The organism is Lentzea sp. JNUCC 0626 (genome assembly GCF_043632865.1).
Lineage (GTDB): Bacteria > Actinomycetota > Actinomycetes > Mycobacteriales > Pseudonocardiaceae > Lentzea.
Genome location: NZ_CP171635.1, coordinates 8,613,642 through 8,640,257 on the forward strand (window position 1 = coordinate 8,613,642; position 26,616 = coordinate 8,640,257).

At 67.7% G+C, this 26,616-nt stretch carries 20 protein-coding genes and 1 tRNA gene; 16 read left to right on the plus strand and 5 right to left on the minus strand.

Annotated features, from left to right (window positions below):
- The first annotated feature begins 2 nt into the window (after positions 1-2).
- The 5 genes from JNUCC0626_RS40330 to JNUCC0626_RS40350 all read left to right on the plus strand — a co-directional run bounded on the left by JNUCC0626_RS40330 (position 3) and on the right by JNUCC0626_RS40350 (position 2,605).
- Positions 3-179 carry a hypothetical protein gene (locus tag JNUCC0626_RS40330; RefSeq protein ID WP_394615915.1) on the plus strand — a complete coding sequence of 59 codons (177 nt, stop codon included), beginning with the start codon at positions 3-5 and terminating at the stop codon, positions 177-179.
- Positions 176-598, plus strand: a complete 423-nt coding sequence (locus JNUCC0626_RS40335) for a hypothetical protein (RefSeq protein WP_394615916.1) — start codon at positions 176-178, stop codon at positions 596-598. The genes JNUCC0626_RS40330 and JNUCC0626_RS40335 overlap by 4 nt, the downstream gene beginning before the upstream one ends.
- 57 nt (positions 599-655) lie before the next feature.
- Positions 656-919, plus strand: coding sequence for a hypothetical protein (locus JNUCC0626_RS40340; RefSeq protein WP_394615917.1), 264 nt, complete (start codon positions 656-658; stop codon positions 917-919).
- Positions 920-1,022: 103 nt separating this feature from the next.
- The gene (locus JNUCC0626_RS40345; protein WP_394615918.1) at positions 1,023-1,205 is read left to right on the plus strand and encodes a helix-turn-helix transcriptional regulator; all 183 of its coding nucleotides are present in this window, start codon (positions 1,023-1,025) and stop codon (positions 1,203-1,205) included.
- Positions 1,205-2,605: an integrase gene (locus JNUCC0626_RS40350; RefSeq protein ID WP_394615919.1), complete on the plus strand. Its 1,401-nt coding sequence runs from the start codon at positions 1,205-1,207 to the stop codon at positions 2,603-2,605. Before JNUCC0626_RS40345 ends, JNUCC0626_RS40350 begins: the two co-directional genes overlap by 1 nt.
- A 224-nt stretch (positions 2,606-2,829) precedes the next feature.
- Here JNUCC0626_RS40350 and JNUCC0626_RS40355 read toward each other — a convergent pair.
- Positions 2,830-2,904, minus strand: a tRNA-Arg gene (locus JNUCC0626_RS40355).
- Positions 2,905-3,054: 150 nt separating this feature from the next.
- On the opposite strand from JNUCC0626_RS40355, the gene JNUCC0626_RS40360 reads away from it, so the two are divergent.
- Positions 3,055-3,969 carry a cation diffusion facilitator family transporter gene (locus JNUCC0626_RS40360; protein WP_394615920.1) on the plus strand — a complete coding sequence of 305 codons (915 nt, stop codon included), beginning with the start codon at positions 3,055-3,057 and terminating at the stop codon, positions 3,967-3,969.
- A gap of 264 nt (positions 3,970-4,233) precedes the next feature.
- Here the strand turns inward: JNUCC0626_RS40360 and JNUCC0626_RS40365 are convergent, their stop codons facing one another.
- A complete protein-coding gene (locus JNUCC0626_RS40365; RefSeq protein ID WP_394615921.1) occupies positions 4,234-8,466 on the minus strand; it encodes a GH92 family glycosyl hydrolase in 4,233 nt (1,410 codons plus the stop codon).
- A 189-nt stretch (positions 8,467-8,655) separates the two neighbouring features.
- On the opposite strand from JNUCC0626_RS40365, the gene JNUCC0626_RS40370 reads away from it, so the two are divergent.
- Positions 8,656-9,783, plus strand: a complete 1,128-nt coding sequence (locus JNUCC0626_RS40370; protein ID WP_394622202.1) for an ROK family transcriptional regulator — start codon at positions 8,656-8,658, stop codon at positions 9,781-9,783.
- Positions 9,784-10,003: 220 nt separating this feature from the next.
- On the opposite strand, the gene JNUCC0626_RS40375 is transcribed toward JNUCC0626_RS40370, so the two are convergent.
- The 3 genes from JNUCC0626_RS40375 to JNUCC0626_RS40385 form a co-directional block, all read right to left on the minus strand.
- Entirely contained in the window at positions 10,004-11,875 is a 1,872-nt protein-coding gene (locus tag JNUCC0626_RS40375) for an acyl-CoA dehydrogenase family protein (protein WP_394615922.1), read from the minus strand.
- Positions 11,876-12,341: 466 nt separating this feature from the next.
- On the minus strand, positions 12,342-13,052 hold the full coding sequence (locus JNUCC0626_RS40380) for a DUF305 domain-containing protein (RefSeq protein ID WP_394615923.1): 711 nt from the start codon (positions 13,050-13,052) through the stop codon (positions 12,342-12,344).
- Positions 13,052-13,870 (minus strand): DUF3105 domain-containing protein, encoded by an 819-nt coding sequence (locus tag JNUCC0626_RS40385; protein ID WP_394622203.1) that lies wholly within the window; start codon positions 13,868-13,870, stop codon positions 13,052-13,054. The genes JNUCC0626_RS40380 and JNUCC0626_RS40385 overlap by 1 nt, the downstream gene beginning before the upstream one ends.
- A 169-nt stretch (positions 13,871-14,039) precedes the next feature.
- Here JNUCC0626_RS40385 and argS point away from each other — a divergent pair, with 169 nt between their 5' ends.
- The 9 genes from argS (at position 14,040) to JNUCC0626_RS40430 (ending at position 26,608) form a co-directional block, all read left to right on the plus strand.
- Positions 14,040-15,677 (plus strand): arginine--tRNA ligase, encoded by a 1,638-nt coding sequence (argS, locus tag JNUCC0626_RS40390; protein WP_394615924.1) that lies wholly within the window; start codon positions 14,040-14,042, stop codon positions 15,675-15,677.
- Positions 15,677-17,095 carry a diaminopimelate decarboxylase gene (gene lysA, locus JNUCC0626_RS40395; RefSeq protein WP_394615925.1) on the plus strand — a complete coding sequence of 473 codons (1,419 nt, stop codon included), beginning with the start codon at positions 15,677-15,679 and terminating at the stop codon, positions 17,093-17,095. The genes argS and lysA overlap by 1 nt, the downstream gene beginning before the upstream one ends.
- Positions 17,092-18,393 carry a homoserine dehydrogenase gene (locus tag JNUCC0626_RS40400; RefSeq protein WP_394615926.1) on the plus strand — a complete coding sequence of 434 codons (1,302 nt, stop codon included), beginning with the start codon at positions 17,092-17,094 and terminating at the stop codon, positions 18,391-18,393. Before lysA ends, JNUCC0626_RS40400 begins: the two co-directional genes overlap by 4 nt.
- Positions 18,390-19,442, plus strand: coding sequence for a threonine synthase (thrC, locus tag JNUCC0626_RS40405; RefSeq protein WP_394615927.1), 1,053 nt, complete (start codon positions 18,390-18,392; stop codon positions 19,440-19,442). The genes JNUCC0626_RS40400 and thrC overlap by 4 nt, the downstream gene beginning before the upstream one ends.
- On the plus strand, positions 19,439-20,290 hold the full coding sequence (thrB, locus tag JNUCC0626_RS40410; RefSeq protein ID WP_394615928.1) for a homoserine kinase: 852 nt from the start codon (positions 19,439-19,441) through the stop codon (positions 20,288-20,290). Before thrC ends, thrB begins: the two co-directional genes overlap by 4 nt.
- Positions 20,291-20,606: 316 nt before the next feature.
- Complete coding sequence (rho, locus tag JNUCC0626_RS40415) at positions 20,607-22,640, plus strand: transcription termination factor Rho (protein WP_394615929.1); 2,034 nt, start codon at positions 20,607-20,609, stop codon at positions 22,638-22,640.
- A 1,355-nt stretch (positions 22,641-23,995) separates the two neighbouring features.
- A complete protein-coding gene (gene rpmE, locus JNUCC0626_RS40420) occupies positions 23,996-24,208 on the plus strand; it encodes a 50S ribosomal protein L31 (RefSeq protein ID WP_090095185.1) in 213 nt (70 codons plus the stop codon).
- A gap of 103 nt (positions 24,209-24,311) precedes the next feature.
- Positions 24,312-25,376 (plus strand): peptide chain release factor 1, encoded by a 1,065-nt coding sequence (prfA, locus tag JNUCC0626_RS40425; RefSeq protein WP_394615930.1) that lies wholly within the window; start codon positions 24,312-24,314, stop codon positions 25,374-25,376.
- Between the two features lie 23 nt (positions 25,377-25,399).
- On the plus strand, positions 25,400-26,608 hold the full coding sequence (locus JNUCC0626_RS40430) for an acyl-CoA thioester hydrolase/BAAT C-terminal domain-containing protein (RefSeq protein ID WP_394615931.1): 1,209 nt from the start codon (positions 25,400-25,402) through the stop codon (positions 26,606-26,608).
- The last annotated feature ends 8 nt before the right edge of the window (positions 26,609-26,616 follow it).

A 26,616-nucleotide genomic window follows, 5' to 3' on the forward strand; every position in this document is an offset into this window, starting at 1 on the left:
AGTTGCTGGACGAGCTGGCCGGCCTCGCGACCCACTGCTGGGCGGGGCCCGCGCAGCAGGCGCAGGCTGCTGTGACGCTGACCGAGGCGCGCGAGGCATTGGTCTGGGCTGTGGATGAGATCGCGCAGCTGCGCGACGACCTTGAGTCCGGTCGACGTCGCGAGCGCGAGGCATCTTGAGGATCACTCCGCGCAAGGACGAGATCTCCGCGGTCGCCGAGCTCCTGGAGAGCGATGCCTACGACTCCGCGGAAGCGCTCGCTAAGGCCGTGATCAAGCGCGTGGCCGAGGTGCTCGCCGATCGAGAGTTCTACGCCGGCGTTCACCGATTCGGACCTGGTCAGCTCCAGCTGGCGTGGGGGCCGTTCACGAGTGACGCCGAGGTCGTCAAGTTCGCGAAGACCGCGGCCCTCGGCGGCGAGTGGATGTCGCTGAAGTTGTGCAGTACAGGCGCGTTCCTGGCGCGCAGGGAAAAGACCCTGGCGCAGCCGAGCACGCACTGCTCCACCTGCCGGCATCCGCACGGTGCGCACGAGCACCCGAAGTTCGGCGGTAGGTGCGCCGCTCGTGGCTGCACCTGCAAGCAGGACACCAAGTAAGTCACCCAGGTTCGGCCCGCGTCCATCCGGGCCGGGCCGCTCTCACTGGAGCCTGACGTGAGCAAGAGCAAGACCGTCCCGTACATCTGGTGCGAACCCTGCGGCAAGCGGGGGTTCGAGAACGACCACGACGCCACCAAGGCGCTCGGTCGAGCTCGCACCAGGCGTAACCGGGCTGCAGCGAAAGCTGGCGCCCCCACCCGCCGCGGGATCAAGCGCGAGAACCGCATCTACATGTGCGAACTCGGCCTTCTGCACCTCACTGAACAGTCGCGACGCTCATTCTCGTCGAGCGCATGGGCATGGCGAGACGCCGCCTAAAAATGCTGCTGTGGTGTGAAAGTTTAGCAGAGATCATCGCGGCTGGACGGTCATTGCTCCCGCTCGTGGTTCAGCTGGAGATCTGCGATCGGAGAAATTCGAGATGAGCGCCCGCCGCCGTCTGTCGATTGCTGACGTTTGCGCCGACCTAGAGATCTCGCGGTCGACTTTCTATGACTGGCGCGCAAAAGGAAAAGGGCCGCGTTGTTTGAAGCTGCCGAACGGTGAGATTCGCATCCGATTGTCCGACTACGAGAGGTGGTTGGAGAGCCTGGAGGAGGGATAGTGCTGGAAGAGAAGTCATTCAGCATCAAGGTGTACGCCATTGAGGAGTATGTCCACAAGGGTAAGCGGGCGGGCGGTGGGAAGACCTACAACGTTCGCTGGAGGGTGGCCACCAAGAACTTCAAGAGCCCTTTCAGAACGAAGGCATTGGCGGACAGCTTCCGCTCGACCCTCGTGGCTGCTCAAGGAAAGGGTGAGGCGTTTCGCATTGCGGATGGGTTGCCCGTTTCCGCTGCCCGCGCTGCCTCGAAGATGAGCTGGTACGACTTTGCTTGCAAGTTCGTGGACATGAAGTGGCCAGGAGTGGCGGCCACAACGCGAAGAACCCATGCGGAGGCTCTGGCTAAGGTCACGCCCGCGATGTACTCGACCGCCAAGGGAAAGCCTGACGACAAGCTGCTCCGTAAGGCACTCCAGCGGTACGCCTTCAACACGACCAAGCGGCTCGCTGACGATATGCCGGAGGACATCCGCCTAGCCCTCAAGTGGGTCGCCGAGAACACTCGCCCGGTTTCAGCACTGCAAGACCCGCAGGTCCTTCGGCCGCTTCTGGACTGCCTCCTGGTAAAGCTGGACGGCAAGCCTTACGCGGGCAGCGTGGTATCCCGCCACAAGAAGATCGTGAACACCGCGCTGGAGTACGGAGTGACGGAGCTCAAGCTGCTCGACGTCAACCCCATCCCCGCGCTCAAGTGGACCGCCGCGCCGCGGAAGGCGGTGCAAGCCATCGACCCTCGTCGCGTGGCCAACGCGGAGCAGGCCGGCCTACTGATCAAGGCAGTGGGAGAGCAGGGCGAGAGTGGCGAGTTGCTCGAAGCCTTCTTCGGCGCGCTCTACGAGTGCCTCCTGCGTCCCGAGGAAGCCGCCGCGCTGACCAAGGATCAGCTCAAGCTGCCCGAGAAGGGCTGGGGAAAGATCCTCCTGCAAGACGCACGTCCGTACGCGGGCTCGGAGTGGACCGATGACGGCGAGGCGCGTGACAAACGGGGGCTGAAGCAGCGCGATCCAGGCACCATCCGCGTCGTCCTGGTCCCGCCGACTCAGACCGCCCGGTTCCACGCGCACATTGCGAAGTTCGGCACGACCAAGGACGGGCGCCTGTTCCGCGGTGTCCGCAACACCGAGGAGCTGCCGAAGTACACGGTGCTTCGGGTGTGGAGAGCCGCTCGGGTGGCCGCCCTGTCGGCGGAACTCGTCGAGACCGACCTTGCGGCGTCTCCGTACGACATGCGGCACGCTGGCATCTCGCTGTTCATCTCCCTGCGGATCTCGCCTGCTCGGGTTGCCGAGATGGCCGGCCACTCACTGGAGATCCTGTTCCGGATCTACGCCCACGTCCTCGCCGAGACCGACGAGGGCATCCAGGGACTGATTGAGGGGGCCCTCAGCGCAGCCGCTTGAGCCTGGAGCTCCGTCGGCACAGGCAGGTCTTTGAACCGCCGTCGAGCTGGGCAAACGGCCTGATTTCGTCGGCACACTATCGGCACAGACACCCGCAAACGGCCGGTTCTGGCCGGACTCGGCCGGACACGGCGTGGCGCTACAGGGCGCAACAAAAAACGGCCGCTGAGCGGATTTGCGCTGCTCAGCGGCCGTTTGTGCTGTCGGTAGCTACGGGCACTACCTGGTGCCCCCGGCAGGATTCGAACCTGCGCTCCCGCCTCCGGAGGGCGGTGCTCTATCCCCTGAGCTACGGGGGCCGTAGCTACGTGGAAGATCCTAGCGCACAACCGCCACCCCGTTTCACACCTACCCCCACCCAGGCTGGGGGCGTGGCCTCCGTCACGTAGTCGCGGGAACGGGAATAGCCCGGATTGCACTCATGCGCATATCGCTATATGTTCCGAAGCATGGGTCACGGGCATGGACACGGATCGGCGAGCGGGTCGGCGAGCGGGCAGCACGCCGGCAAGCTGTGGATCGCGTTCGGCATCGGCGCGGTCTTCATGGTGGTGGAGTTCGTCGTGGGGTTCGCGACGTCCTCGCTGGCGTTGATCTCCGACGCCGCCCACATGCTGACCGACGTGCTCGGGGTCGGCATGGCGCTGGCGGCGATCATGGTGGCGCGCAGGGCCAAGGCCGGGAAGAACCGCACGTTCGGGTTCTACCGCGCTGAGGTGCTCGCTGCGCTGGCCAACGCCGTGTTGCTCTTCGGGGTGGCCGGGTACGTGATCTACGAGGCCGTCGGGCGGTTCCAGGACCCGCCTTCGGTGCCGGGGTGGCCGGTGCTGATCGCGGCGACGCTGGGGCTCGGGGCGAACCTCGTCAGCTTCGCGGTCCTCAAGGAGGGCGCGAAGGAGAGCATCAACGTCAAGGGTGCTTACCTCGAGGTGCTGGCTGACCTCGTCGGGTCGGTCGGTGTGCTCATCTCGGCCCTCATCATCATCACGACCGGGTGGAGGTACGCGGACCCGATCATGGGTGTGCTGATCGGCGTCTGGGTGTTGCCGCGGACGTACAACCTCGCGAAGAACGCGCTGCACATCCTGTTCCAGCACGCGCCCGAGCGGTTGGACGTCACGGAGATGCAGGTCGCGCTGACGGAGATCGAAGGGGTCACCGAGGCGCACGACCTGCACGTGTGGACGCTCACCAGCGGCATGGAGGTGTGCTCGGCGCACCTCGCGACGGCCGAGGACGCCGACCACGAGAACGTCTTGAAGGCCGCTCAGGTGTTGCTGGCGACCAAGTACCGCATCGAGCACGCCACGTTGCAGGTGGAGGGCGGCTCGTCAGCGCAGCGGTGCCGGGAGTTGAGCTGGTGACGCCGGCAGGTCGCGGATACCGTCCTTAGTGGACTGCGCGCCCGTTCGTGACGGAACGAGCGGGCTGCGGGGTTGAGGCACGGACACCCACGCGCGGCCTCGTTCGAACGGCACCACAACAGCCTCCCCAAGGACCGCGCACAAAACCCACAAGATCTCATCGAAGTATGTCTGAAAGGGATAGATCCTTTCAGGTGAACGGGAAAGGCCGCGTTCCGTGACGGAACGCGGCCTTTCCTTTACGACATCAGGAGCAGTTGGGCATTACAGCCCAGCGCACTGTCCTGCCTTCGGACCCTTCACGTCGTTCGCGAAGCCGTTGTTCGACGGTGCCGGGGTGTTGCCCGTGCAGGACAACGGTCCGCCGACCGACGAGGCCGCCACGACTGACCTGGTCTTGTTCGACGTCAGTGACACAGGGCCACCAACGGTGGTGTTCTCCAGCGCCACTTCGGTCGCGGAGCCGTGCACCGACACCGGACCGCCGACCTTGGCGCCGACGAGCACGACCGAAGCCGCGTTCGCCGCCGAGATCGGGCCCTTGATCTCGCCGCCGAAGACGTAGAGCGTGGCACCGCTCTGGACCGTCACCGGGCCGTTGATCGTGGCACCGTCCACATAGGTCACGCCCTTGACCTGCAGCGGACCGCTGACCGTGCCGGTCACCGTGGTGGTGGGAGCCGCCAGCGGCTTCGAGAGCAGTTCGAACTCGGACACGGTCACGTCGCCGGTGAACTCGAGCCGGTAGAAGTTGTACCGGCCGGGCGACGCGATCTTGAACGAGCGCGTGTACTGCTGCCACTGGAAGTTCTCGCCGGACCGCTTGTCGACCGACGCCCACGTCTTGCCGTCGTAGGAACCCTTCAGCTCCCACGCGGTGGGCGACGTGCCTGTCTTGCCGTTGGTCAGCGTGTAGAACTCCGCCTTCTCCTTGACGTCGGAGGCCTTGAAGTCGAACGACTTCACCACCGCGGACGTGGAGGAGTTGTTGTCCACCAGCGCAGCGGTGGACACACCCGCGGCGACGTCGCGCAACGGCGTCGGGACCGCGTCACCGGTGGTGATCGAGTCCGGCACGTCGTTGGCGCCCGTGCCCCAGGCAGAAGGCTTCGCACCCATGTCGAAGTCGATCGTCGCGCCATTCGCGAGCACGTCGTGCGGCAGCGACGTCTTGTTCCACGCCTTGCCGTTGACCTTCACGCCCTGCACGTAGATGTTCTTCGCGTTGTTCTTCGGCGCGTTGATGACGAGCTTCTTGCCGTTCTCCAGCTTCACGGTCGCCTTGGTGAACAGCGGCGAACCGATCGCGTAGGCCGGCTTGCCCATCTGCAGCGGGTAGAAGCCGAGCGCCGAGAAGAGGTACCAGGCCGACATCTCGCCGTTGTCCTCGTCACCCGCGTAGCCCTGGCCCTGCTGCGAGCCCACGTACAGGCGCGACAGGATCTCGCGCACCTTCTCCTGGGTGCCCGAGGGCTTGCCCGCGTAGTTGTACATGTAGGCGATGTGGTGCGACGGCTGGTTGGAGTGGCCGTACTGGCCCATCCGCACGTCCCGCGCCTCGACCATCTCGTGGATCACGCCGCCGTAGCCGCCGGGGAACTTCGCGGTCTCGGGCAGGGTGAAGAACGAGTCCAGCTTCTGGGCGAGCTTGTCCCGTCCGCCGTACAGGTTCGCGAGACCCTGTCCGTCGTGCGGCACCGTGAACGCCATGTTCCAGCCGTTGGTCTCGGTGTAGTCGTAACGCCAGTCCTGCGGGTTGTACTTCGCCGGGTCCTCGACGCGCCACGAGCCGTCGACGTTGCGTCCCTGGAAGAAGTCGATCCGCTTGTCGAACGTCAGCACGTAGTTCTGGGCGCGGTTGAGGAAGTACTCGTACTCGTCCGCGTACCGCTTCTCGCCCGTCTTCTCGTGCAGGGCCTTCGCCATCGACGCGATGCCGAAGTCGTTGAGGTAGCCCTCGATCGCCCACGACCACGCCTCGTGCAGCTGGTCGTTGCCGGTCCAGCCGAGGAAGATCGACCGGTCCATGCCCTTGCGGCCGACGTTGTTGCTCGGCGGCACGACGGACGCGTTCTTCACCGCGGCGTCGTAAGCCGCCTTGATGTCGAAGTTCGAGACGCCCTTGAGGTAAGCGTCAGCGAACGCCACGTCGGAGCTCGTGCCGGTCATCAGGTCCGCGTAACCGGGGGAGGACCAGCGCGAGATCCAGCCGCCGTCCTTGTACTGCTGGACGAAGCCCTCGGCCATCTCGCCCGCCTTGGATGGCGTGAACAACGAGTAGGCGGGCCAGGTCGTGCGGTAGGTGTCCCAGAACCCGTTGTTGACGTAGACCTTGCCGTCGACGATCTTCGCGCCCGTCTTCGTGGGCGTGTCCGGGCCGACCGCGGGGGACACCGGGGACGCGTACTGGGTCTTGCCGCCCACGTTCTCGAAGCCCGAGTTCGGGTAGAGGTACAGGCGGTACAGGTTGGAGTACAGCGTGATCAGCTGCTCCTCGGACGCGCCCTCGACGGTGATGATGCCGAGGATCTTGTCCCACGCGGCCTGCGCCTTGTCGCGCACCGAGTCGAACGTGTCCGAACCGGTGATCTCCTGCTCCAGGTTCGACTTCGCCTGGTCGACGGAGATGAGCGAGGTGGCGATCCGCAGCTCGACGGTCTTGTCCCCGAACGAGAAGTAGCCACCCACGTTGTCACGGCCCGAGCCGGTGAGCCGGCCGCTCGCCGTGACGGCCTTGTCGACCTTGCCGTAGACGAACAGGCGGGTCGCACCCGTGGAGAGGCCGCTCTTGACGTCCGAGTAGCCCGTCACGACGCCGGTGGCGGCGTCGAGGGTGACCCCGCCGTTGTTGTTCACGTTGTCGAACACGAGGTTCTTCTGGGCCTCGTCGTTGAACGTGAACCGGAAGACCGCCGCGTGGTCGGTCGGCGCGATCTCGGTCTTCATGCCGTTCTCGAAGGTCACGCCGTAGTAGTGCGCCTTCGCGACCTCGTTGTCGTGCCGGAACGGCAACGCCCGCAGCGCGCGGTCCTGCGTCGGCGCCTTGTCCGACGGCATGACCTGGAACGTCTGGCGGTCACCCATCCACGGGCTGGGCTCGTGGGACGTCGTGAACGCCTGCAACGTCGGCAGGTTCTGCGCGTTGTTGCGCTGCGCGTACTCGTACAGCCAGCTCTGCGAACCCGCGTTGGTCATCGGGGTCCAGAAGTTGAAGCCGTGCGGCACCGCCGTCGCCGGGAAGTTGTTGCCCCGCGAGAACGAGCCGTTCGAGTTCGTGCCACGCGTGGTCAGCACGTAATCGGAAGGCTTCGCGTACTGCTTGGTGACGACGTCGCCGATGCGGATGTCGTCGTACCAGGCGGCCAGGTCCGTCGGACCCTTCGGGCCGTCGTAGGCGACCAGGATCCGCTTGATCGTCTTGCCGGCGGCGACCGCGCCGATCGTGGACGCGACCTTGTTCCACTGGTTGGTGTACAGGAACTTGCCCGCGCCCTGGCCCTGCGGCGACAGCGTCGCGCCGTACTGGTCGACGGCCTTGAGATCGCTCAGGTACGTGCCGTCGGAGAACGCGAGGTCGACCGACGAGTAAGTGCTCGGGTAGTTCAGGTTGTCGGTGATGAACTCCGGGAAGATCATGTACGACAGCTCGGTCTTGGCGGTGACGGGCACGTCGACGTCGAAGACCTTGTTGTAGCTGTACGCACGACCCTCGGCGGTGTGGCGGCCCTGGGTGCGGAACGCCTTGACGCCCGTCCAGCCGGCCCGCGACTTGGCCGTGTAGCCGCCCGTGGGGCCGTTGCCGACGACGCTGCGCATGTTGGGCGCCGGCGGGTTCGTGGAGCCGTCGGAGAGCTGCACCTCGGCGAGCTGCACGATGTTCGTGGAGCCGTTGTTCAGCGTGACGTCCAGCTTGTAGTGCTGGAACGACTGCGGCGCCGCGATTTCGTAGGTCTTGGTCTGGAAGCGCTCGGGGAACGTCTCACCGGCGCGGGTGTCGAGCACCGTCCAGTCGGTTCCGTTGGCGGAGCCCTGCAGCGTCCAGTTCTTCGGGTCGCGCTCGGGGGAGTCGTTGGCCGACGAGAGCGCGTACTTCTTGATCGTGCGGGCCTCGTCGAACTTGAACGTCGCCCAGCCGGTGGTGGCGAAGACGAGCCACTTGGTGTTGACACTGCCGTCGACGAGGTTCTCCTTCACCTCGCCCGACTCCGCGTACTCGCCGTTGGCCTTGACCTCGACGACCTTGTCGGAGACGTTGCCGGGGATGCCCGAGCCGTCCGAACCGATCACGCCGGACGCCTTCGGGTTGCCCGAAGCGTCGGTCTCGACGGTGTTCGACCACGAAGGCTGTGGCTGACCGTCCTCAAAGGACGACGAAAAACCCACTCCTGGCTCCTCTGGTGCGGCGGCCGCGTAGCCGTTGGTGACGCCGCTCACCAGTGTCGCAGTAATCGCAACGCTCAACAGGGTTGTAGTTCGTCTCTTGCGCAGGTGCCTCATTGCAACCCTTCCGCCCGCCTGCCCCATGTGCCAGGGAGCGTTTCTGCACGTGACATCGTTGTCAAGGGACAAGACGGGAATTGTCGTGCAACCTGTCCTCTCCACAGTTGCGGGTATTACCGGGCGATCAAGATCTAGAATCGGCCGGTGAGCGACCGCAAGCCGCCAGAGGTGGGCACACCAGCGGGCATGCGCGTGCTCAACCAACGCGCTGTGCTCGACCTGTTGCGCCGTCTGGGTGCCGCCACCCGGCCGCAGATCGCCAAGGACACCGGCCTGTCCAAACCGACCGTCGGGCAGGCGCTGCTCGATCTCGAACGCCACGGCCTGGTGCGCCCGATCGGCCGCACGACGGCAGGTCCCGGCAGGTCAGCCATGGTCTACGAGCCCAACCCCACGGCCGGCTACGTGCTCGGCGTCGACATCGGCCGCGAACGGATCAGGGCCGCGCTGGCCGATCTGGGCGGGTCCGTCGTGGCCCGCGTGGACGTGCGCAACCGCAGCCGGTCGGCCGCCGCCCTCGTACGCACCGTCACGGACCTCGCCACGCGCACCGCGGCCGACGCTGGGATCGCTCTCACGGACGCCGTGGTGAAGGTGATCGGCAGCCCCGGCGTGATCGACCGCCGCACGCGGGCCGTGCGGCACGCGCCGCAACTGCCCGGCTGGGAGTCGGCCGGAGTGCTGGACGGGCTGGAGGCTTCGCTCGGTCCGGTGATGCTCGTGGAGAACGACGCGAACCTGGCCGCGTTGGGGGAGCACGTGTACGGGGCGGCTCGCGACGTGCGGGTGTTCGTGTGCGCGACCGTCGGCACCGGTGTGGGCATGGGGATCGTCGTGGACGGCGCGCTGTTTCGCGGTGCGCACGGGGCGGCGGGCGAGGTCGGGTTCCTGCCGTTCGGTCAGTCCGGTTCGGACGTCCGACGTGGACAGTTCGAGGACGCCACTTCCGCCGGTTCCGTTGTGGCGGCGGCACGGGAGCGCGGGCTGACGGCGCGCACGGCCCGTGAGGTGTTCTCGCAGGCGCGCGCCGGCGAGGCCGGTGCTCTTGAGGTCGTGCGGGTGGAGGCGGAGCGGATCGCGTTCCTGGTGGCCGCCGTGACCGCGGTGATCGACCCGGAACTGGTCGTGCTGGGCGGTGGCGTCGGCTCGAACGTCGACCTGCTGCTGGCACCGATGGAGGCCGCGCTGCGCACGATGACGCCGCTGGTGCCTCGGATCGTGGCCGGCTCTCTGGGCGATGGCGCGGTGCTCTCCGGAGCCATCGCGATGGGCCTGGAGGCCGCACGTGAATTGGTCTTCGAAGTTACTCTCTGAGAGTAGTTGAGCACCACTCACCTGGTAGTTCACTCAATTGTCGTAACTGTTAACGGTGTTTTGTGGCTTAGCGTTACCGACACCTCCACCTGGAGGGTTGTGTCCTTCCGTTGCAAGGGGAGTCGGTAGGGGGATGCGGGGGACGTAGCCCCCTACCGGCCGTGCACTGGGCAGGTGCCGCGCCCGCACCACCATCAGCCTGCCCAGTGCAGTCAACGGCCTACCGGGGTGTGGGCCGGTGGACGTTCTCCGCCGTCGATTCGCGGTGGGTGGAGTCCGCGATCCAGCTGCCGGGGATGGAGGCGTCGAGCACACCCTGCTCCAGCCAGGTGTAGTCACCTTTGAGCACCTGGTTCGCCAGCGTCTGGTCGCTGTCGTCGGTGTTCTTCCACAACTTCTCGAACAGCTCGTCCACCCGGATCCGCGCCTGCTTGGCGAAGGCGTCGGCGAGTTGGGTCGCGTTCGGGTTCTGGTCCTGCTGCGCGCGCACGCAGGCCGCGGAGATCGCGAACAGTTCGGCGCCGATGTCCACGATCCGGCTCAGGAACCGCTGCTTGCGCTCCATCTTCCCCTGCCACCGCGACATGGCGTAGAACGTCTGCCGCGCCAGCTTGCGCGCCGACCGTTCGGTGAACCGCAGGTGCTTGGCCAGCGGCCCGAACTCGGTGTACGCGGTAGGAGCTTGGCCTTTTCCTACCGCGAGCGTGGGCAACCATTTGGCGTAGAAGGCTCCTGCTTTCGCGGCGGCCTTCATCTTGGCGTTGCGGTCGGCGTCGGGGTCGATGATGTCGCCGGCGACGCTTAGATGGGCGTCCACCGCTTCCCTGGCGATCAGCAGGTGCATGATCTCGGTCGAGCCTTCGAAGATGCGGTTGATCCTCAGGTCCCGCAGGACCTGCTCAGCCGCGATGCCGCGTTCTCCTCTGGCCGCTTGGCTTTCCGCCGTCTCGTAGCCGCGGCCGCCGCGGATCTGGACCAGTTCGTCGGCCACCAGCCAGGCTTTTTCGGACGCGTAGAGCTTGGCCAGGGCCGCCTCGATGCGGATGTCGTGGCTGCCGGCGTCGGCCAGTTCGGAGCTGAGGTCGAGGACGGCTTCCAGGGCGTACGCGGTGGCGGCGATGTAGGCGATCTTGCCCGCGATGGCCTCGTGCTTGCCCACCGGGAGTCCCCACTGGACTCGTTCCGCGGACCACTCCCGCGCGATCTTGAGGCACCACTTGGCTGATCCGGCGCAGAGGGCGGGGAGGCTGAGGCGGCCGGTGTTCAGGGTGGCCAGGGCGATCTTGAGGCCGGCGCCTGGCTTGCCGATCACGTTCTTCTTGGGGACCTTGACGTCGTGGAACCTGGTCACGCCGTTCTCCAGGCCCCTCAGGCCCATGAAGGCGTTGCGGTTCTCGACGGTGATGCCCTCGGCGTTCGCCTCGACGACGAACGCCGTGATGCCCTTGGCGGTTTGGGCCATGACCACCAGGAGGTCGGCCACGACTCCGTTGGTGGTCCAGAGCTTCACGCCGTTGAGGACGTAGTCGTCGCCGTCTTCCTCGGCTGTGGTGCCGAGCCTCGCCGGGTCGCTGCCGACGTCTGGTTCGGTGAGGAGGAACGCGGTGATCTCGCCCTTGGCGCACCTCGGGAGGAACTCCTGCTTCTGCTCCTCGTTGCCGAACATGGCGATCGGCTGGGGGACACCGATGGACTGGTGTGCGCTGAGCATTGCGCCGATGGCCGGGCTGGCTGAGCCCACGAGCATCAGGGCCTTGTTGTAGTAGACCTGGGTCAGGCCTATGCCGCCGTACTCCGGCTTGATCTTCATGCCGAACGCGCCGAGGTCCTTGAGGCCCTTGAGGACTTCGTCCGGGATTTGGGCGTCGCGTTCGATGACTGTGTTGTCGATGTGCTGCTCGGTGAAGGTGCGGAGCTTGGTGAGGAAGGCTTCGCCTCGTTGGCGGTCTTCCGGGGAGCCGGTCGGGTGGGGGTGGATCAGGTCTACGCGGAAGTGGCCTAGGAAGAGTTCCTTGCCGAAGCTTGGTCGCTGCCAGCGGGTTTCCCGTGCTTGTTCGGCGACCTGCCTGGCCGCGCGCTCGTCGACGGTCATGGGTTACCTCCCAGTAGGTGTGACCTACGTTACTCAGAGGTAGGCGGTTGTCCATGACCTTTGGTGGGTGGTTGCGTTGGATGCAAGGACCTGAGACGGGCGTGGTCCTGGCATCGCCGCTGGCGCGTCGATAGGGATTGGGGCTTGACTTCGGGGCCCTTGCGAGGCGCTGGTCGGGCCGGAAAGGCCGGGCTGAAAAGCGCCCGGCCGAGCCACTAGTGGTAGCACCTCGCACCCAAAGTCAAGCCCCAATCCCACGCGTACGTGGCTGAGTTGGGCAGGCACGTCACCACACCGGCTGACCGGTGCAGCCAAGACTGTCGGCTCGCCTTCGGCATTGCCGTTGTGCCTTGGGTGGGCTCGCCGGCTTGGCGCTTTGCCACCTCACCCTCATCCAGACAGAGCAAAAGGCCGCCCCCGTGCTTCCGGGAGCGGCCCTTGCGGTCCAGCGGTGACGACCGAGTGGCTACGGCAGCGGGGCGGCTCCGCGCTTCGCCAGGTAGTCCTTCATCAGCTCGGTCTCCGAGGCCTGCGACTTCAGCATGTTGTCGGACAGCGTTCGCACGAACGGCTGGCTCGCCGCGGTCGAGGCGTACTCGGCCATCGGGGAGCCGCCCATGTGGTGGCGGAGCATCAGCTGGAGCCAGTACACGTCGAACTCGCGGCCGGCCGCGATGGTGCGCAGCTTGGTGAGTTCCTCGGTGGTGGCCATGCCGGGCATGATCGGCTTGCCGGCTTCCGGGGTGGTGGCGCCGTGGCCGTGGATTCCGGCCGCGTCCATCCACTTCATGTAGACGCCGCTGATGTTCTGCTCGTGCTCGTTCCACATCATCAGCCAGCCCTTCATCCTGCCCACCTGTTCGAGCTGGGTGGAGGAGATGTCGAAGGCGAGCTGGCGGATTTCCGGGTCTGTGGAGCGGTCGCGGGCGATGTTCGCCATTTGGATGCCCTGCAGGTGGTGCATGGACATGTCCTGGCAGAAGCCCACGTCCACGGAGCCCGAGGCCGGTGCTGCGGCGGAGCTGGAGGAGCCGGGGAGCTTGACCAGCAGGCCCACGGCCGCGCCCAGGAGGAGCACGGCCAGGACCGCAGCGCCGATGACGAGGACCCTCGCCACACCCGAAGGTGGGGTGGAGGCCTCGTCCTCGGCGATGTCAGCGTCGGTTGGAGCAGTCATCAGCTCGACGGCGGCGTCGAGGCAGAGCCCGACGCGGGCGGGGTCTGAGGCTGGCCCTCAGTGGCGGAGTCGTCCTTGCCGCCGTCCATCGGCACGGCGTCGGCGCCCGGCTTCTCGGCCACGAACGGGGCCGGGCTGGCGAGGAACTGCGGGTTCTCGCAGGACGCGCCGACCTCGGGGTAGGTGTTCGGGTTGCGCAGCAGCGACGAGATGAACTGGTCGATGCGCTCGTCGTCGGCGTTGTCCACCTTCAGCTGGTGGCCCCACGACTGGAGGGAGACCGGCTTGTCGAGGCCGGGGTACGGCGACAGCATCATGTACGGGATGCCCTCGACCTTGACCTTCAGCTTGTTGAGCGCGTCGTCCTTGACCTGGTCAGGGTTGTACGCGATCCACACGGCGCCGTGCTCGAGGCCGTGGACCATGTTCTCGGTGCGGACGGCCTTGTCGTAGACGACGCCGGTGCAGTCGGCCCACTGGGCGTCGTGCGGGCCACCGAAGGACGGGGTCTGGTCGTACGCGACGCGCTGGGTCGGCTCGACGTGGCGGGAGCCCTTGTACTCCTTGGACACGATGCCCGCGAGCTGCAGCGACGGGTCCTTGTTCGTGTCGGAGGGCTTCCACTTGGCCAGGGCGGCCTCCTTGACGTTGTTCTCGTGGATCTGCATGTACGCATATCCGAAAACACCGCCCGCGAGGGCCAGCACTGCCACAACCGCGATGATCGTGCCCCACGGCTTCGGCTTGCTCGCCACCACCGAGGAACGGGCTGCGGCCACGCTGTTGCGTGTGGCCTTCGTCTTCTTGCCGCTGGTCATGTCCGCCTCAGATGTCGTCCTGGTCAACCGGCGCCAGTGTAGGGACATCGTGTCTGATCACTGTCAGCGCAGGGCATTACCACGTGCGCGTTAACACTTGCCGTCTCACCCTCCGAGACCCGGTAACCCGGTCGAGACCTGCGACAACGCTTCTCTAAACTCTTCTGGCGTGACCCCTGAAGTGCTCGCCGATCTGGTCCGGACCACGGTTGCCCAGTTGCTGGCAGACCGAGGCCTGGACGCCACCTCGCTCCCGGAGCAGGTGACGGTCGAGCGACCCAGGAACCCCGAGCACGGGGACTACGCCACGAACGTCGCGTTGCAGCTCGCCAAGAAGGCCGGTGTGCCGCCGCGCGAGCTGGCGACGTGGCTCGCGGAGGCCCTGCTGGCCCAGCCCGCCATCGCGAAGGCCGACGTGGCCGGTCCCGGCTTCCTGAACCTCACGATCGCCACCGAGGCCCAGGGAGCGATCGTTCGTGCCGCGCTCGAGGACTTCTACGGCACCGGCTCCGAACTGGTCGGCAAGCGCATCAACCTGGAGTTCGTCTCCGCGAACCCGACCGGTCCGATCCACCTCGGTGGCGCGCGCTGGGCGGCCGTGGGCGACGCGCTGGGCAAGGTGTTGCAGGCCCGCGGCGCGGACGTCACCCGTGAGTACTACTTCAACGACGCCGGCGCGCAGATCGACCGGTTCGTCCGGTCGCTGATCGCCGCCGCGAAGGGTGAGCCGGCCCCCGAGGACGGCTACGCGGGCACGTACGTGAGCGACATCGCCGCCGAGGTCCTGCGCCGCGAACCGGGGGCGCTCGGCGACCCCGAGACGGTGCGCAGGGTCGGCGTCGGGCTGATGTTCGAGGAGATCAAGCGCAGCCTGCACGAGTTCGGCACCGACTTCGACGTCTACTTCCACGAGGACTCGCTGCACCAGAGCGGCCGCGTGGACGAGGCCGTGGCCAAGCTCAAGGCCAACGGCTCGCTGTACGAGAAGGACGGCGCGTGGTGGCTGCGGTCCACGGACTTCGGTGACGACAAGGACCGCGTCGTCATCAAGAGCGACGGCAACCCGGCGTACATCGCGGGCGACATCGCGTACCTGGTCGACAAGCGCGGCCGCGGCTTCGACCTGTGCATCTACATGCTCGGAGCGGACCACCACGGCTACATCGCGCGCCTCAAAGCAGCGGCGGCGGCCCTCGGCGACGACCCGGACAGCGTCGAGGTGCTGATCGGCCAGCTCGTGAACCTCGTCAGCGACGGCCAGCCCGTCCGGATGAGCAAACGCGCGGGCACGGTCATCACGATGGAGGACCTGGTCGACGCGGTCGGGGTGGACGCCGCCCGCTACGCCATGATCCGGTCGAGCGTCGATTCCAGCCTCGACATCGACCTCGACCTGCTGCGCAAGCACAACAACGAGAACCCGGTCTACTACGTCCAGTACGCGCACGCCCGCATCTCCGGCGTGCTGCGCAACGCCGCCGACCTCGGAGTCACGCAGGGGGACGACCTCTCCCTGCTGGTGCACGAGCGCGAAGGCGACCTGATCCGCACGATCGGCGAGTTCCCCAGGGTCGTCGCCACCGCTGCCGACCTGCGCGAACCCCACCGGGTGGCGCGCTACCTCGAGGAACTCGCCGGCGCGTTCCACCGCTTCTACGACCGGACGAACGGCGTCCGCGTCCTTCCCCAGGGCGACGAGGAGACCACCCCGCTGCACCAGGCGAGGCTCACCCTCTGCGCCGCCACCAGGCATGTTTTCGGAGCGGGCCTCGGCCTGCTCGGCGTCACCGCACCGGAGCGAATGTAATGCGAGCACACCCCGCCGGACCTCGGCACGCCGACGTCACGGCGCCCGGCAACACCGCCGGAGACCGTCCCTCCTCCACCGACCAGCTCGACCTCCTGCACCCGACGGTGTGGCCCCGCAACGCCAAGCGCACCGACGCGGGCGTCCTGGAACTCGCGGGCGTGGACGTGCGCGAGCTGGCCGAGCAGTACGGCACCCCGTTGTTCGTCATGGACGAGCAGGACTTCCGCGCGCGGTGCCGCGAGCACGCCGAGGCGTTCGGTGACCCGACGCTCGTGCACTACGCCTCCAAGGCGTTCCTGAGCGTCCAGGTCGCGAAGTGGGTGGCCGAAGAAGGCCTCTCCATCGACGTGTGCAGCGGCGGCGAACTCGCCATCGCGCTGCGGGCGGACTTCCCGGCCGAGCGCATCGCGTTGCACGGCAACAACAAGAGCGTTCCCGAACTGGTCGCGGCCGTCGAGGCGGGCGTCGGCGGGATCGTGCTCGACAGCTACCACGAGATCGCCCGCCTGGACCAGATCGCCCGCGAACGCGGCGTGGTGCAGCCGGTGCTGATCCGCGTGACGGTCGGCGTCGAGGCGCACACGCACGAGTTCATCGCGACCGCGCACGAGGACCAGAAGTTCGGCTTCTCGCTGTCGTCCGGCGACGCGGCCGAGGCCGTGCGGCGCGTGCTCAAGGCCGGCGGTCTCAAGCTCGTCGGCCTGCACAGCCACATCGGTTCGCAGATCTTCGACGCGTCCGGTTTCGAGGTCGCCGCCCGCCGCGTCATCGGCCTGCTCGCCGACATCCGCGAGGAGCACGGCGACGTCCCGTCGTTGAACGTCGTCGACCTCGGCGGCGGCCTCGGCATCGCCTACACGCCGGACGACGACCCGCCCCCGCCCGCCGAACTCGCCCGGCAGCTGCACAACATCGTGCAGAAGGAGTGCGAGCACAACGGCCTGGAGATGCCTCGCATCGCGGTCGAGCCCGGCCGCGCGATCGTCGGCCCCGGCACGATCACCGTGTACGAGGTCGGCACCATCAAGGACGTCGAACTCGACGGTGGCGCGCGCCGCCGGTACGTCAGCGTCGACGGCGGCATGAGCGACAACATCCGCACGGCGCTCTACGACGCGGTCTACGACTGCAAGCTCGTCTCACGCGCGTCCGAGCCCGAGTCGAGGGCAGTGCTGTGTCGTGTTGTCGGCAAGCACTGCGAGTCCGGTGACATCGTGGTTCGCGACTGCTGGCTGCCCGATGACCTGGCCCCGGGAGACTTGGTTGCGATCGCGGCCACAGGGGCCTACTGCTACTCGATGGCGAGCGGGTACAACCGACTTCCACGGCCCGCGCTCGCCGCGGTGACCGATGGGGAGGCGCGGCTGTTGCTGCGTCGCGAGACCGAGGACGACCTGTTCCGTCTGGAGGTATGAAAGCCGTGAAACCGATTCGGGTCGCCTTGCTCGGCTGTGGCACGGTGGGCACGGAGGTAGTCCGGCTGCTGACGGACCAGGCCGACGACCTCACCCAGCGCATCGGCGCGCGGGTGGAGCTCGCGGGCATCGCCGTGCGCAGGCCGAACAAACACCGCGAAGTGCCGGAGCACCTGCTCACCACGGACGCCGAGGCGCTCGTGAAGTCGGACGACGTGGACGTGATCGTCGAGGTCATCGGCGGCATCGACCCCACGCGGGGCCTGCTGCTGGAGGCGTTGCGCAACGGCAAGTCCGTCGTGACCGCGAACAAGGCGCTGCTCGCCGAGCACGGCCCCGAGCTGTTCGAGGCGGCCGACGCGTCCGGTGCGGACCTCTACTTCGAGGCCGCCGTCGCCGGTGCGATCCCGTTGCTGCGCCCGTTGCGGGAATCCCTTGCGGGAGACCGGATCACGCGCGTCATGGGCATCGTGAACGGCACGACGAACTTCATCCTGTCCGCGATGGACGCCACCGGCGCTGGCTACGGCGAGACGCTCGAGGAGGCCTCGCGGCTCGGTTACGCCGAGGCCGACCCGACCGCCGACGTCGACGGGTTCGACGCCGCGTCGAAGGCCGCGATCCTTGCGTCCCTTGCGTTCCACACGCGCGTGACGGCGTCGGACGTGTACCGCGAGGGCATCCGCGCGGTGTCGGCCGCCGACATCGCGGCCGCCAAGGGCCTCGGCCGCACGGTGAAGCTGCTCGCCATCTGCGAGCGCGTGGTCAGCCCGTCCGGCCAGGAATCAGTCGCCGTTCGAGTGCACCCGGCGATGATCCCCAGGACGCACCCGCTGGCCTCGGTCAACGGCGCGTTCAACGCGGTGTTCGTCGAGGCCGACGCGGCGGGGGAGATGATGTTCTACGGGCAGGGCGCCGGTGGCGCCCCGACGGCGAGCGCGGTCGTCGGCGACCTGGTCGCCGTGGCGCGCAACATGGTCGCGAGCGGGCACGGTCCGCGCGAGTCGGCCTACGCGGCGCTTCCCGTGCAGCCCATGGGGAACACGCCCACCCGCTACCACATCAGCCTCGACGTCGCGGACAAGGCCGGTGTCCTCTCGCAGGTCGCCGCCGTGTTCGCGGAGCACGACGTGAGCATCGCCGCTGTGCGCCAGGAAGGCCGGATCGAGGACGCCAGCCTGGTGATCGTGACGCACGCGGCGACCGACGCCGCGCTGCGGTCCACTGTGGACAAAATCGGTGGCCTCCCCGTGGTGCGGGACGTCGTCAGCGTCATGAGGGTGGAGGGCGAGGAATGAGCGCTGTCAGAGCGGGCTGGCCAGGTCTCATCAACGCTTACCGGGACCGCATCGAGATCCCCGACGGCGCCGAGGTCGTGACGCTGCACGAGGGCGGCACACCGCTGGTGCACGCGAAGCGCCTCTCCTCGCTCACCGGTTCGGACGTGTGGGTGAAGGTCGAGGGCGCGAACCCCACCGGGTCGTTCAAGGACCGCGGCATGACCGTGGCCATGACGTACGCGCTGGCGTCCGGCCTGAAGGCCGTCATTTGCGCCTCCACCGGCAACACGTCGGCGTCCGCCGCGGCCTACGCGGCCAAGGCCGGGCTGACGGCGGCCGTGCTGGTGCCCAGCGGCAAGATCGCGATGGGCAAGCTCGCGCAGGCCGTCATGCACGGCGCGAAGATCCTGCAGATCGACGGCAACTTCGACGACTGCCTCGAGCTCGCGTCCAAGACCGCCGCCGAGTACCCGGTCACCCTGGTGAACTCGGTCAACCCGGTGCGGCTCGTCGGCCAGCAGACCGCCGCGTGGGAGGTCTGCGACGTGCTCGGCCAGGCGCCGGACGTGCACTGCCTGCCGGTCGGCAACGCGGGCAACATCACCGCGTACTGGAAGGGCTACACGTCGTACGACAAGGGCCTGCCGAAGATGTTCGGGTTCCAGGCCGCCGGTGCCGCGCCGCTGGTGTCCGGTGAGCCGGTGCCGAACCCCGAGACCATCGCGACCGCGATCCGGATCGGGTCGCCGGCGTCGTGGACGGGTGCGATCAACGCCCGTGACTCGTCGGGTGGCCTGATCGACGCCGTCACCGACGAGCAGATCCTCGCCGCGTACCGCCTGCTGGCGTCGTCCGAGGGCATCTTCGTCGAGCCGGCGTCGGCCGCGTCCATCGCCGGTCTGCTCAGGACCGCCGAGGACGGCAGGCTGCCGAAGGGCTCGACCGTTGTGTGCACCGTCACTGGCCACGGCCTGAAGGACCCCGACACGGCGTTGCTCGGCACCACCGAGGTCGAGCCCGTCCCGGTCGACCCCGGCGCCGTCGCGCACGCGCTGGAGCTGGCGTGAAGTTCCTCGTCTCCGTCCCCGCGTCGACCGCGAACCTCGGTTCGGGGTTCGACGCGCTGGGCATGGCGCTCGGCATGTACGACGACGTGGAGGTGGCCTCCGCTCCGGACGGCCACCTCTCGATCACCGTCGACGGTGCCGGTTCGGGTGACGTCCCGCTCGACGAGTCTCATCTCGTCGTGCGGGCCGTCCGCGCCACCGGCTACACCGGCGGCCTCGCGCTGAGGTGCCGGAACACCATTCCGCACGCACGCGGACTGGGCTCGTCGGCGGCCGCGATCGTGGCGGGTGTCGTAGCCGGATTCACCCTGTTGGGTCGCGAGTTGGACACGGACGCGTTGCAAATCGCCGCCGAGTTCGAGGGGCACGCGGACAACGCGGCTGCCTCTTTGTACGGCGGAGTTGTTGTTGCGTGGTCGGAAGGAGAGCGGTACCGCGCGGTCCGGAAGGACGTGGACGCACGGGTGCGCCCGGTCGTGCTGATCCCTTCGACCGAGTCGTCCACCAAGACGACCCGCGGCCTGCTGCCGGCCGAAGTACCGCACGCCGACGCCGCGCACGCCGCAGGGCGGGCCGCCCTCGCGGTGCACGCGCTGACGTCCGATCCGTCCGTTCTCCTTGCTGCGACTGAGGATCGACTTCACCAGAACTACCGGGAACCCGCTTGGCCCGACACCGTTCGGGTGATCAACGATCTTCGGAAGCTCGGAGTTCCCGCCTGCGTGAGCGGAGCGGGACCCACCGTGATCGCCTTCGGTGATCTTCCGGCCGAGGTCGACGTGCACGGCTTCGACGTGCGCAGACTCGATGTCGACGCCGCCGGCGTGCGCGTTCGTCCATTGGACTGACACGCCCGACCCCGGTTGTTGCATGCCGGGGGACCGGCGTCTACCCTCGGGGGCGATCAGTCACTGCGCGCACGGGCGCCGGTGTCGCGCCCGGACACTCGTTCCGGGTCGCAATCCTTTTGTGTTCCGGCTCTGTGCCGTGCGGGCGGGGCGGACGCAAGAGGCACCCGATCGCCGTGATCTGAGAAAAGTCCCGTGCCAGTCGGCAGCCGTCGTGCTTCCGTCTTCATCGGACTTGACCGCCGTTCCCCGCTGAAGTGGGAAGGCGGGTCCGCTGGGCCGCGTAGGAGGCGGGGCCTGGTCAGGAAGGACTTGTGTGACCAACACCGATTTGCTGAGCAGCGAAGTCGCAGCTGCCGCTGGTTCTGGAGCCGAGGAGAACGCTCTGTCCACCCCATCGAACGGCACGACGCCGCGCCGCCGCGCGGGTCTGTCCGGCATGGTGCTCGCTGAGTTGCGCGAGCTCGCCGGCCAAATGGGCATCACCGGAACCGCAGGCCTGCGCAAGGGCGACCTGATCGCGGCCATCAAGGAGAAGCAGGGTTCCGGCGCACCGGCGAAGGCCGAGAAGCCGGCGAAGGCCGAAAAGGTCTCCGCCAAGGCCGAGGCGCCTGCCGCCGAGAAGCCCGCCGCCAAGGCCGAGAAGGTCGTGGAAAAGCCTGTTCAGCAGCAGCTCGAGGTAGCGGAGAAGCCCGCTGCCGCCGAGTCTCCCGCTGGCGACGACACCCGCTCGTCCGAGGACGGTGGGCGTCGCGGAAACCGCCGTCGCCGTTCCGGCCGCGGTGGTGGCAACGCCGAGGGCGAGGGCCAGCCGCAGCAGGAGCAGCAGCAGCGTCCCGAGCGCGCCGACCGCCAGGAGCGCGCTGAGCGCCCCGAGCGCGGCGAGCGCCAGGACCGCTCCGAGCGTTCGGACCGCGGTGAGCGTTCCGACCGTGGCGAGCGTTCGGACCGCGGCGACCGTTCCGACCGGGGCGAGCGCTCCGACCGGGGCGACCGCAACGAGCGCGGCGGCCGTGACCGCAACCGCGACCGCGGCGAGCGTTCCGACCGCGGTGACCGCGGCGGCGACCGCCAGGGCGGCAACCAGCCCGACGGCGACGACGACGGTGGCCGTCGCGGCCGCTTCCGCGACCGCCGCAGGCGCGGTGGCCGTGGCGACGACCAGGGCGGAGGCGGCCGTCAGGACCGCGAGACCGAGGTGCGCGACGACGACGTCCTGCTCCCGGTCGCGGGCATCCTGGACGTGCTGGAGAACTACGCGTTCGTCCGCACCTCCGGCTACCTCGCGGGCTCGAACGACGTCTACGTCTCGCTCTCTCTCGTGCGCAAGTACGGCCTGCGCCGCGGCGACGCCCTCACCGGCGCCGTCCGCCAGCCGCGTGACGGCGAGCAGCAGCGGCAGAAGTTCAACCCGCTGGTCCGCGTCGACAAGATCAACGGCCTGGACCCGGAAGAGGCGCGCAACCGCCCCGACTTCACCAAGCTGACGCCGCTCTACCCGAACGAGCGCCTGCGCCTCGAGACCGAGCCGCACATCCTCACCACCCGTGTCATCGACCTGGTGATGCCGATCGGCAAGGGCCAGCGCGCCCTGATCGTCTCGCCGCCGAAGGCCGGCAAGACCTCGGTGCTCCAGTCGATCGCGAACGCGATCACGACGAACAACCCCGAGTGCCACCTGATGGTCGTCCTCGTCGACGAGCGTCCGGAAGAGGTCACCGACATGCAGCGCTCGGTGAAGGGTGAGGTCATCGCCTCGACCTTCGACCGCCCGCCGTCGGACCACACGACCATCTCCGAGCTGGCGATCGAGCGCGCCAAGCGCCTCGTCGAAATGGGCCACGACGTCGTCGTGCTCCTCGACTCGATCACCCGCCTGGGCCGCGCCTACAACCTGGCAGCCCCGGCCTCCGGCCGAATCCTGTCCGGTGGTGTCGACTCGACGGCTCTCTACCCGCCGAAGCGCTTCCTGGGCGCCGCCCGCAACATCGAAGGCGGCGGCTCCCTCACGGTGATCGCAACGGCACTGGTCGAAACCGGCTCGGCCGGCGACTCGGTGATCTTCGAAGAGTTCAAGGGCACCGGCAACGCCGAGCTCAAGCTCGACCGCAAGATCGCCGACAAGCGCACCTTCCCGGCCGTCGACGTCGACAGCTCCGGCACCCGCAAGGAAGAGCTCCTGCTCTCGCCGGACGAGATGGCAGTCACGCACAAGCTCCGCCGAGTGCTCCACGCCCTCGACGGCCAGCAGGCAATCGACCTCCTGCTGGACCGCCTGCGCAAGTCCCGCACCAACATCGAGTTCCTGATGCAGGTGGCCAAGACCACCCCAGGCGCCGAGCAGGACTGACCGACGTAAGTTTCACGTGAAATTGCCCCCGCTGCAGGTCAGCGGGGGCTTTTTCGTGCCAGTCACTCGAATGCCGACCCCGCCAACGCCACAACGGCAGGCTGCCGCAGAGGTCCCCTCGCGCGCAGGCTCCTTGCGACCCAACGTACAGAGCAGGTCTGACACTCCCGCCCAACCGCAGTCGCGAACGCAACCCAACCACGGTCTTGGCCCGGCGCGAGGTGCCAACCGGATAGCCGAAGACGTGAGCTGCCCACCTACGAATCCTGGTGTGGCGAAGCGAAGCGAGCCCGAACGGGCTGATCAGCTCTGGGTAGCGGTTGCGCCGTTCTTGGCGATTGGGGCTTGACCTTGAGGGGCTGGATGCCAACCTGTTCGGTCCGGCCGGGGCGTACTACTCCCCGGCTTTTGAGGCCGCGAATGCATCCAGCTAGAGGCTCAAGGTCAAGCCCTAATCGCAACCCCGCTCACTTCGTCACTGCCTGATGGACCACCCTCGCAACCGCAGCCCAACCAACAGAACGCAACCAACCCCGCTGGAACGCGCGGCCAACCGACGGAACGCAACCACCGGACACCCAAAGCGGCCCTCAACGGCAGTCGGCAGCCTGCCGACTCTCATCACTCTGCACCAGGCACTGAAACACGAGCCCCAGCAAAACCGGCACCCCCACCACAGTCGCCACCAAAGCGGGAACCTCCACCGCCCCGACAACAACCCCGGCCCCAAGCACCCCAGCCAGGTAAGGCCACCGAAGCCAAACCCGCTGCCACCCCCGCCGCCACCGAACCCCACCGGAAACAGCGGCCCCCACCGCCACCCCAGCCCCCGTGACCACAGGGGACAACGGCACCGTGCTCCAGGACGCAGTGAGCAGCCCTGCCGACCCCATCAGGCCGAACACGGCAGCGGAGAACAGGAACGGCAACGCCAGCCACAAGCGCTGACCCATTGGCCGCTCAGCGGTGCAGAACACGCCGCACAGTCTGATGCACGCCCACCAACAACACAGAGCCGCATCCAGTCGAACGGCGACACCTTGCGCCGAACGGCGTACCGGAAACGCCGAGCGGTTGTGACATGAACCACGCAGAGTGGTACGCCGCCAACACGCGGAGGCAAGCGCCGACCCACTCCAAGATCAGCCCGGTCGGCCCCGTGACCAGCATCAAGCCTCAATCGCAAGCCTCCGGCCACGCCCGCCGAGGGCATGACCCAGCCCACACCCCCACCTCGGGAACAACCGCGTTTTTGCACGTGTTGAACGGTCTGGCAAACTAAACGGTCGAGTCCGGCTCCGGTTCACCCGTTCACCAACAGGGACCCGGCGGCCATCCTTGAAAGGGACAAGATCTTGAAGAGTGGAATCCACCCCGAGTACACCGCTACCGAAGTGACGTGCAGCTGCGGCAACAGCTTCACGACGCGCAGCACCACTTCGGCGTCTGAGGTTCGCGTCGAGATGTGCTCGAACTGCCACCCGTTCTACACGGGCAAGCAGCGCATCCTGGACACCGGCGGTCGCGTGGCGCGCTTCGAGGCGCGTTACGGCAAGCGCAACAAGTAGCTGCTTTCACGGCGCCTGACCTCGGCCATCACGGCCGGGGCGGGCGCCGTCGCCGTTTCTTGGGCACACCCACGGACTAAGGCCTCGAACGAAAGCAGGAGAAGTGTCGCAGTCGCTGGACAGCTTGCTCGCCGAGTACGACGAGCTGGAGAAGAAGCTCGCGGATCCCTCCGTGCACGCTGACCAGGCGGGTGCGCGCAAGCTCGGCAAGCGGTACGCCGAACTCGGGCCGATCGTGAAGACGGCTCGGGAGATCGAGCAGGCCAAGAACGATCTCGAAGCGGCCAAGGAGCTCGCGGCCGAGGACAGGTCGTTCCAGGACGAGGTCGACGAGATCGAGGCCCAGCTCCCCAAGCTGGAGGAACGCCTCACCGAGCTGCTGCTGCCGCGCGACCCGCACGACGGGGACGACGTGCTGCTGGAGATCAAGTCCGGCGAGGGCGGCGAGGAGTCCGCGCTGTTCGCCGGGGACCTGCTGCGCATGTACACGCGGTATGCGGAGCGGCAGGGCTGGAAGGTCGAGATGCTCGACGGCACCGACTCCGACCTCGGCGGCTTCAAGGACGTCACCGTCGCCATCAAGACCAAGAGCGCGACGCCAGACGGCGTGTGGAGCCGGCTCAAGTGGGAGGGCGGCGTGCACCGGGTGCAGCGCGTGCCCGTCACCGAGAGCCAGGGGCGCATCCACACGTCCGCGGCCGGCGTCCTCGTCTTCCCGGAGACCGAGGAGACCACCGCGGTCGAGATCGACGAGAAGGACCTCCGCATCGACGTCTACCGGTCGAGCGGCAAGGGCGGTCAGTCGGTCAACACCACGGACTCCGCGGTCCGCATCACGCACCTGCCGACCGGCATCGTCACGTCCTGCCAGAACGAGCGCAGCCAGCTCCAGAACAAGGCCCGCGCCATGCAGGTGCTCCAATCCCGTCTGGTCGCCCTCGCCGAGGAGCAGAAGGCGCAGGAGCAGTCGGACGCCCGGCGCACCCAGATCCGCACCGTTGACCGCAGTGAACGGGTGAGGACCTACAACTTCCCCGAATCACGCATCTCCGACCACCGGGTTGGGTACAAAGCGCATAACCTGGACCAGGTCCTCGACGGAGACCTGGACGCGGTGGTGGACGCACTCGCCGCCGCAGACCGGGCGGAACGGCTCGCAGGCGGGTAATCCGACGTGAGAAGGGGCGCGTTGTGGCCGAGATCCTGGTGAATCCGCAGTCAGCGCCCCTCGACCAAGAGGTCGAAGTGGTCGTCGCAGGCCTCAAACCCGGGCAAGAGATCACCGTGCAGCTCTCCACGGGCGAGCGCGCTTCTCACGCCGTGTTCGAGGCGGACGACCGTGGTGTCGTGGACCTCACAAGGCACGCACCACGAGACGGCAGCTACGCGGGCGTCGACGCGATGGGCCTCTTCTGGTCCCTGGAACGCACGGGCGGCAAGCCCGGCCCGACCGTCCTCTCGGTCGAAGGCGTCGGCGACCGGGTCCTGGAGCGCCTCAAGGTCCCCGAGGGCGTCGAACGCCAGGAAGTCCGCGAGAACGGACTCGTGGGCACCCTGTTCGCCCCTGAGGACGACGGAGGCGAGCTCCCCGGCGTCATCGTGCTGTCCGGCTCCGAAGGCGGCCTGCACGAGACCGACGCCGCTCTCCTGGCCGCGCACGGCTTCGTCACGTTCGCCCTCGGTTACTTCGGCCTCAAGGGCCTGCCCGAGCACCTCGTCGACGTCCCGCTCGAGTACTTCGGCAAGGCCATCGCCCACCTGGAAGAACGAGCGGGCGCCATCGGCGTGCTCGGCGGCTCCCGCGGCGGTGAACTGGCCCTCCTCATCGGAGCCACGTTCCCCCAGGTCAAGGCAGTGATCAGCGTCGTGGGAAGCGGCGTCGTCACCCAGGGCATCGGCCCGGGAGCGAACCTGCTGCAGAAGCTCCAGTACGAGACGGCCTCCTGGACCCTCAAGGGCCAGCCCCTCCCGTACCTGCCCTACGACCTCGGCGACGAGCTCCGCGCGAAGATCGTCAACGACGAACCCGTGCCGTTGAAGCTCGCCTTCAGCACCGAGGACGGCATCCCCGAGGACACCGAGATCGCCGTCGAACGCATCAACGGGGGTGTGTTGCTCATCTCGTCCGGACAGGACGAAGGGTGGCCCAGCGCCGAACTGAGCGACGTCGCGATGCGGCGGCTGAAGGACCACGAGCACCCGTTCCCGCACGAGCACGTGGTGTATCCCGAGGCAGGACACCTGATCGCGGGCCCGCCGCACCGCCCGGCCACCGAGGTGACCTATCCGGGGCCCGGCGTCACCTTCTCGGGTGGTGGTTCTCCCCGCGCCACCGCGCACGCCCGGCAGAACGCTTGGAAACGGACGGTTGAGTTCTTGCGGGAGCAGCTCGGGAGCTAGGTTGTGTG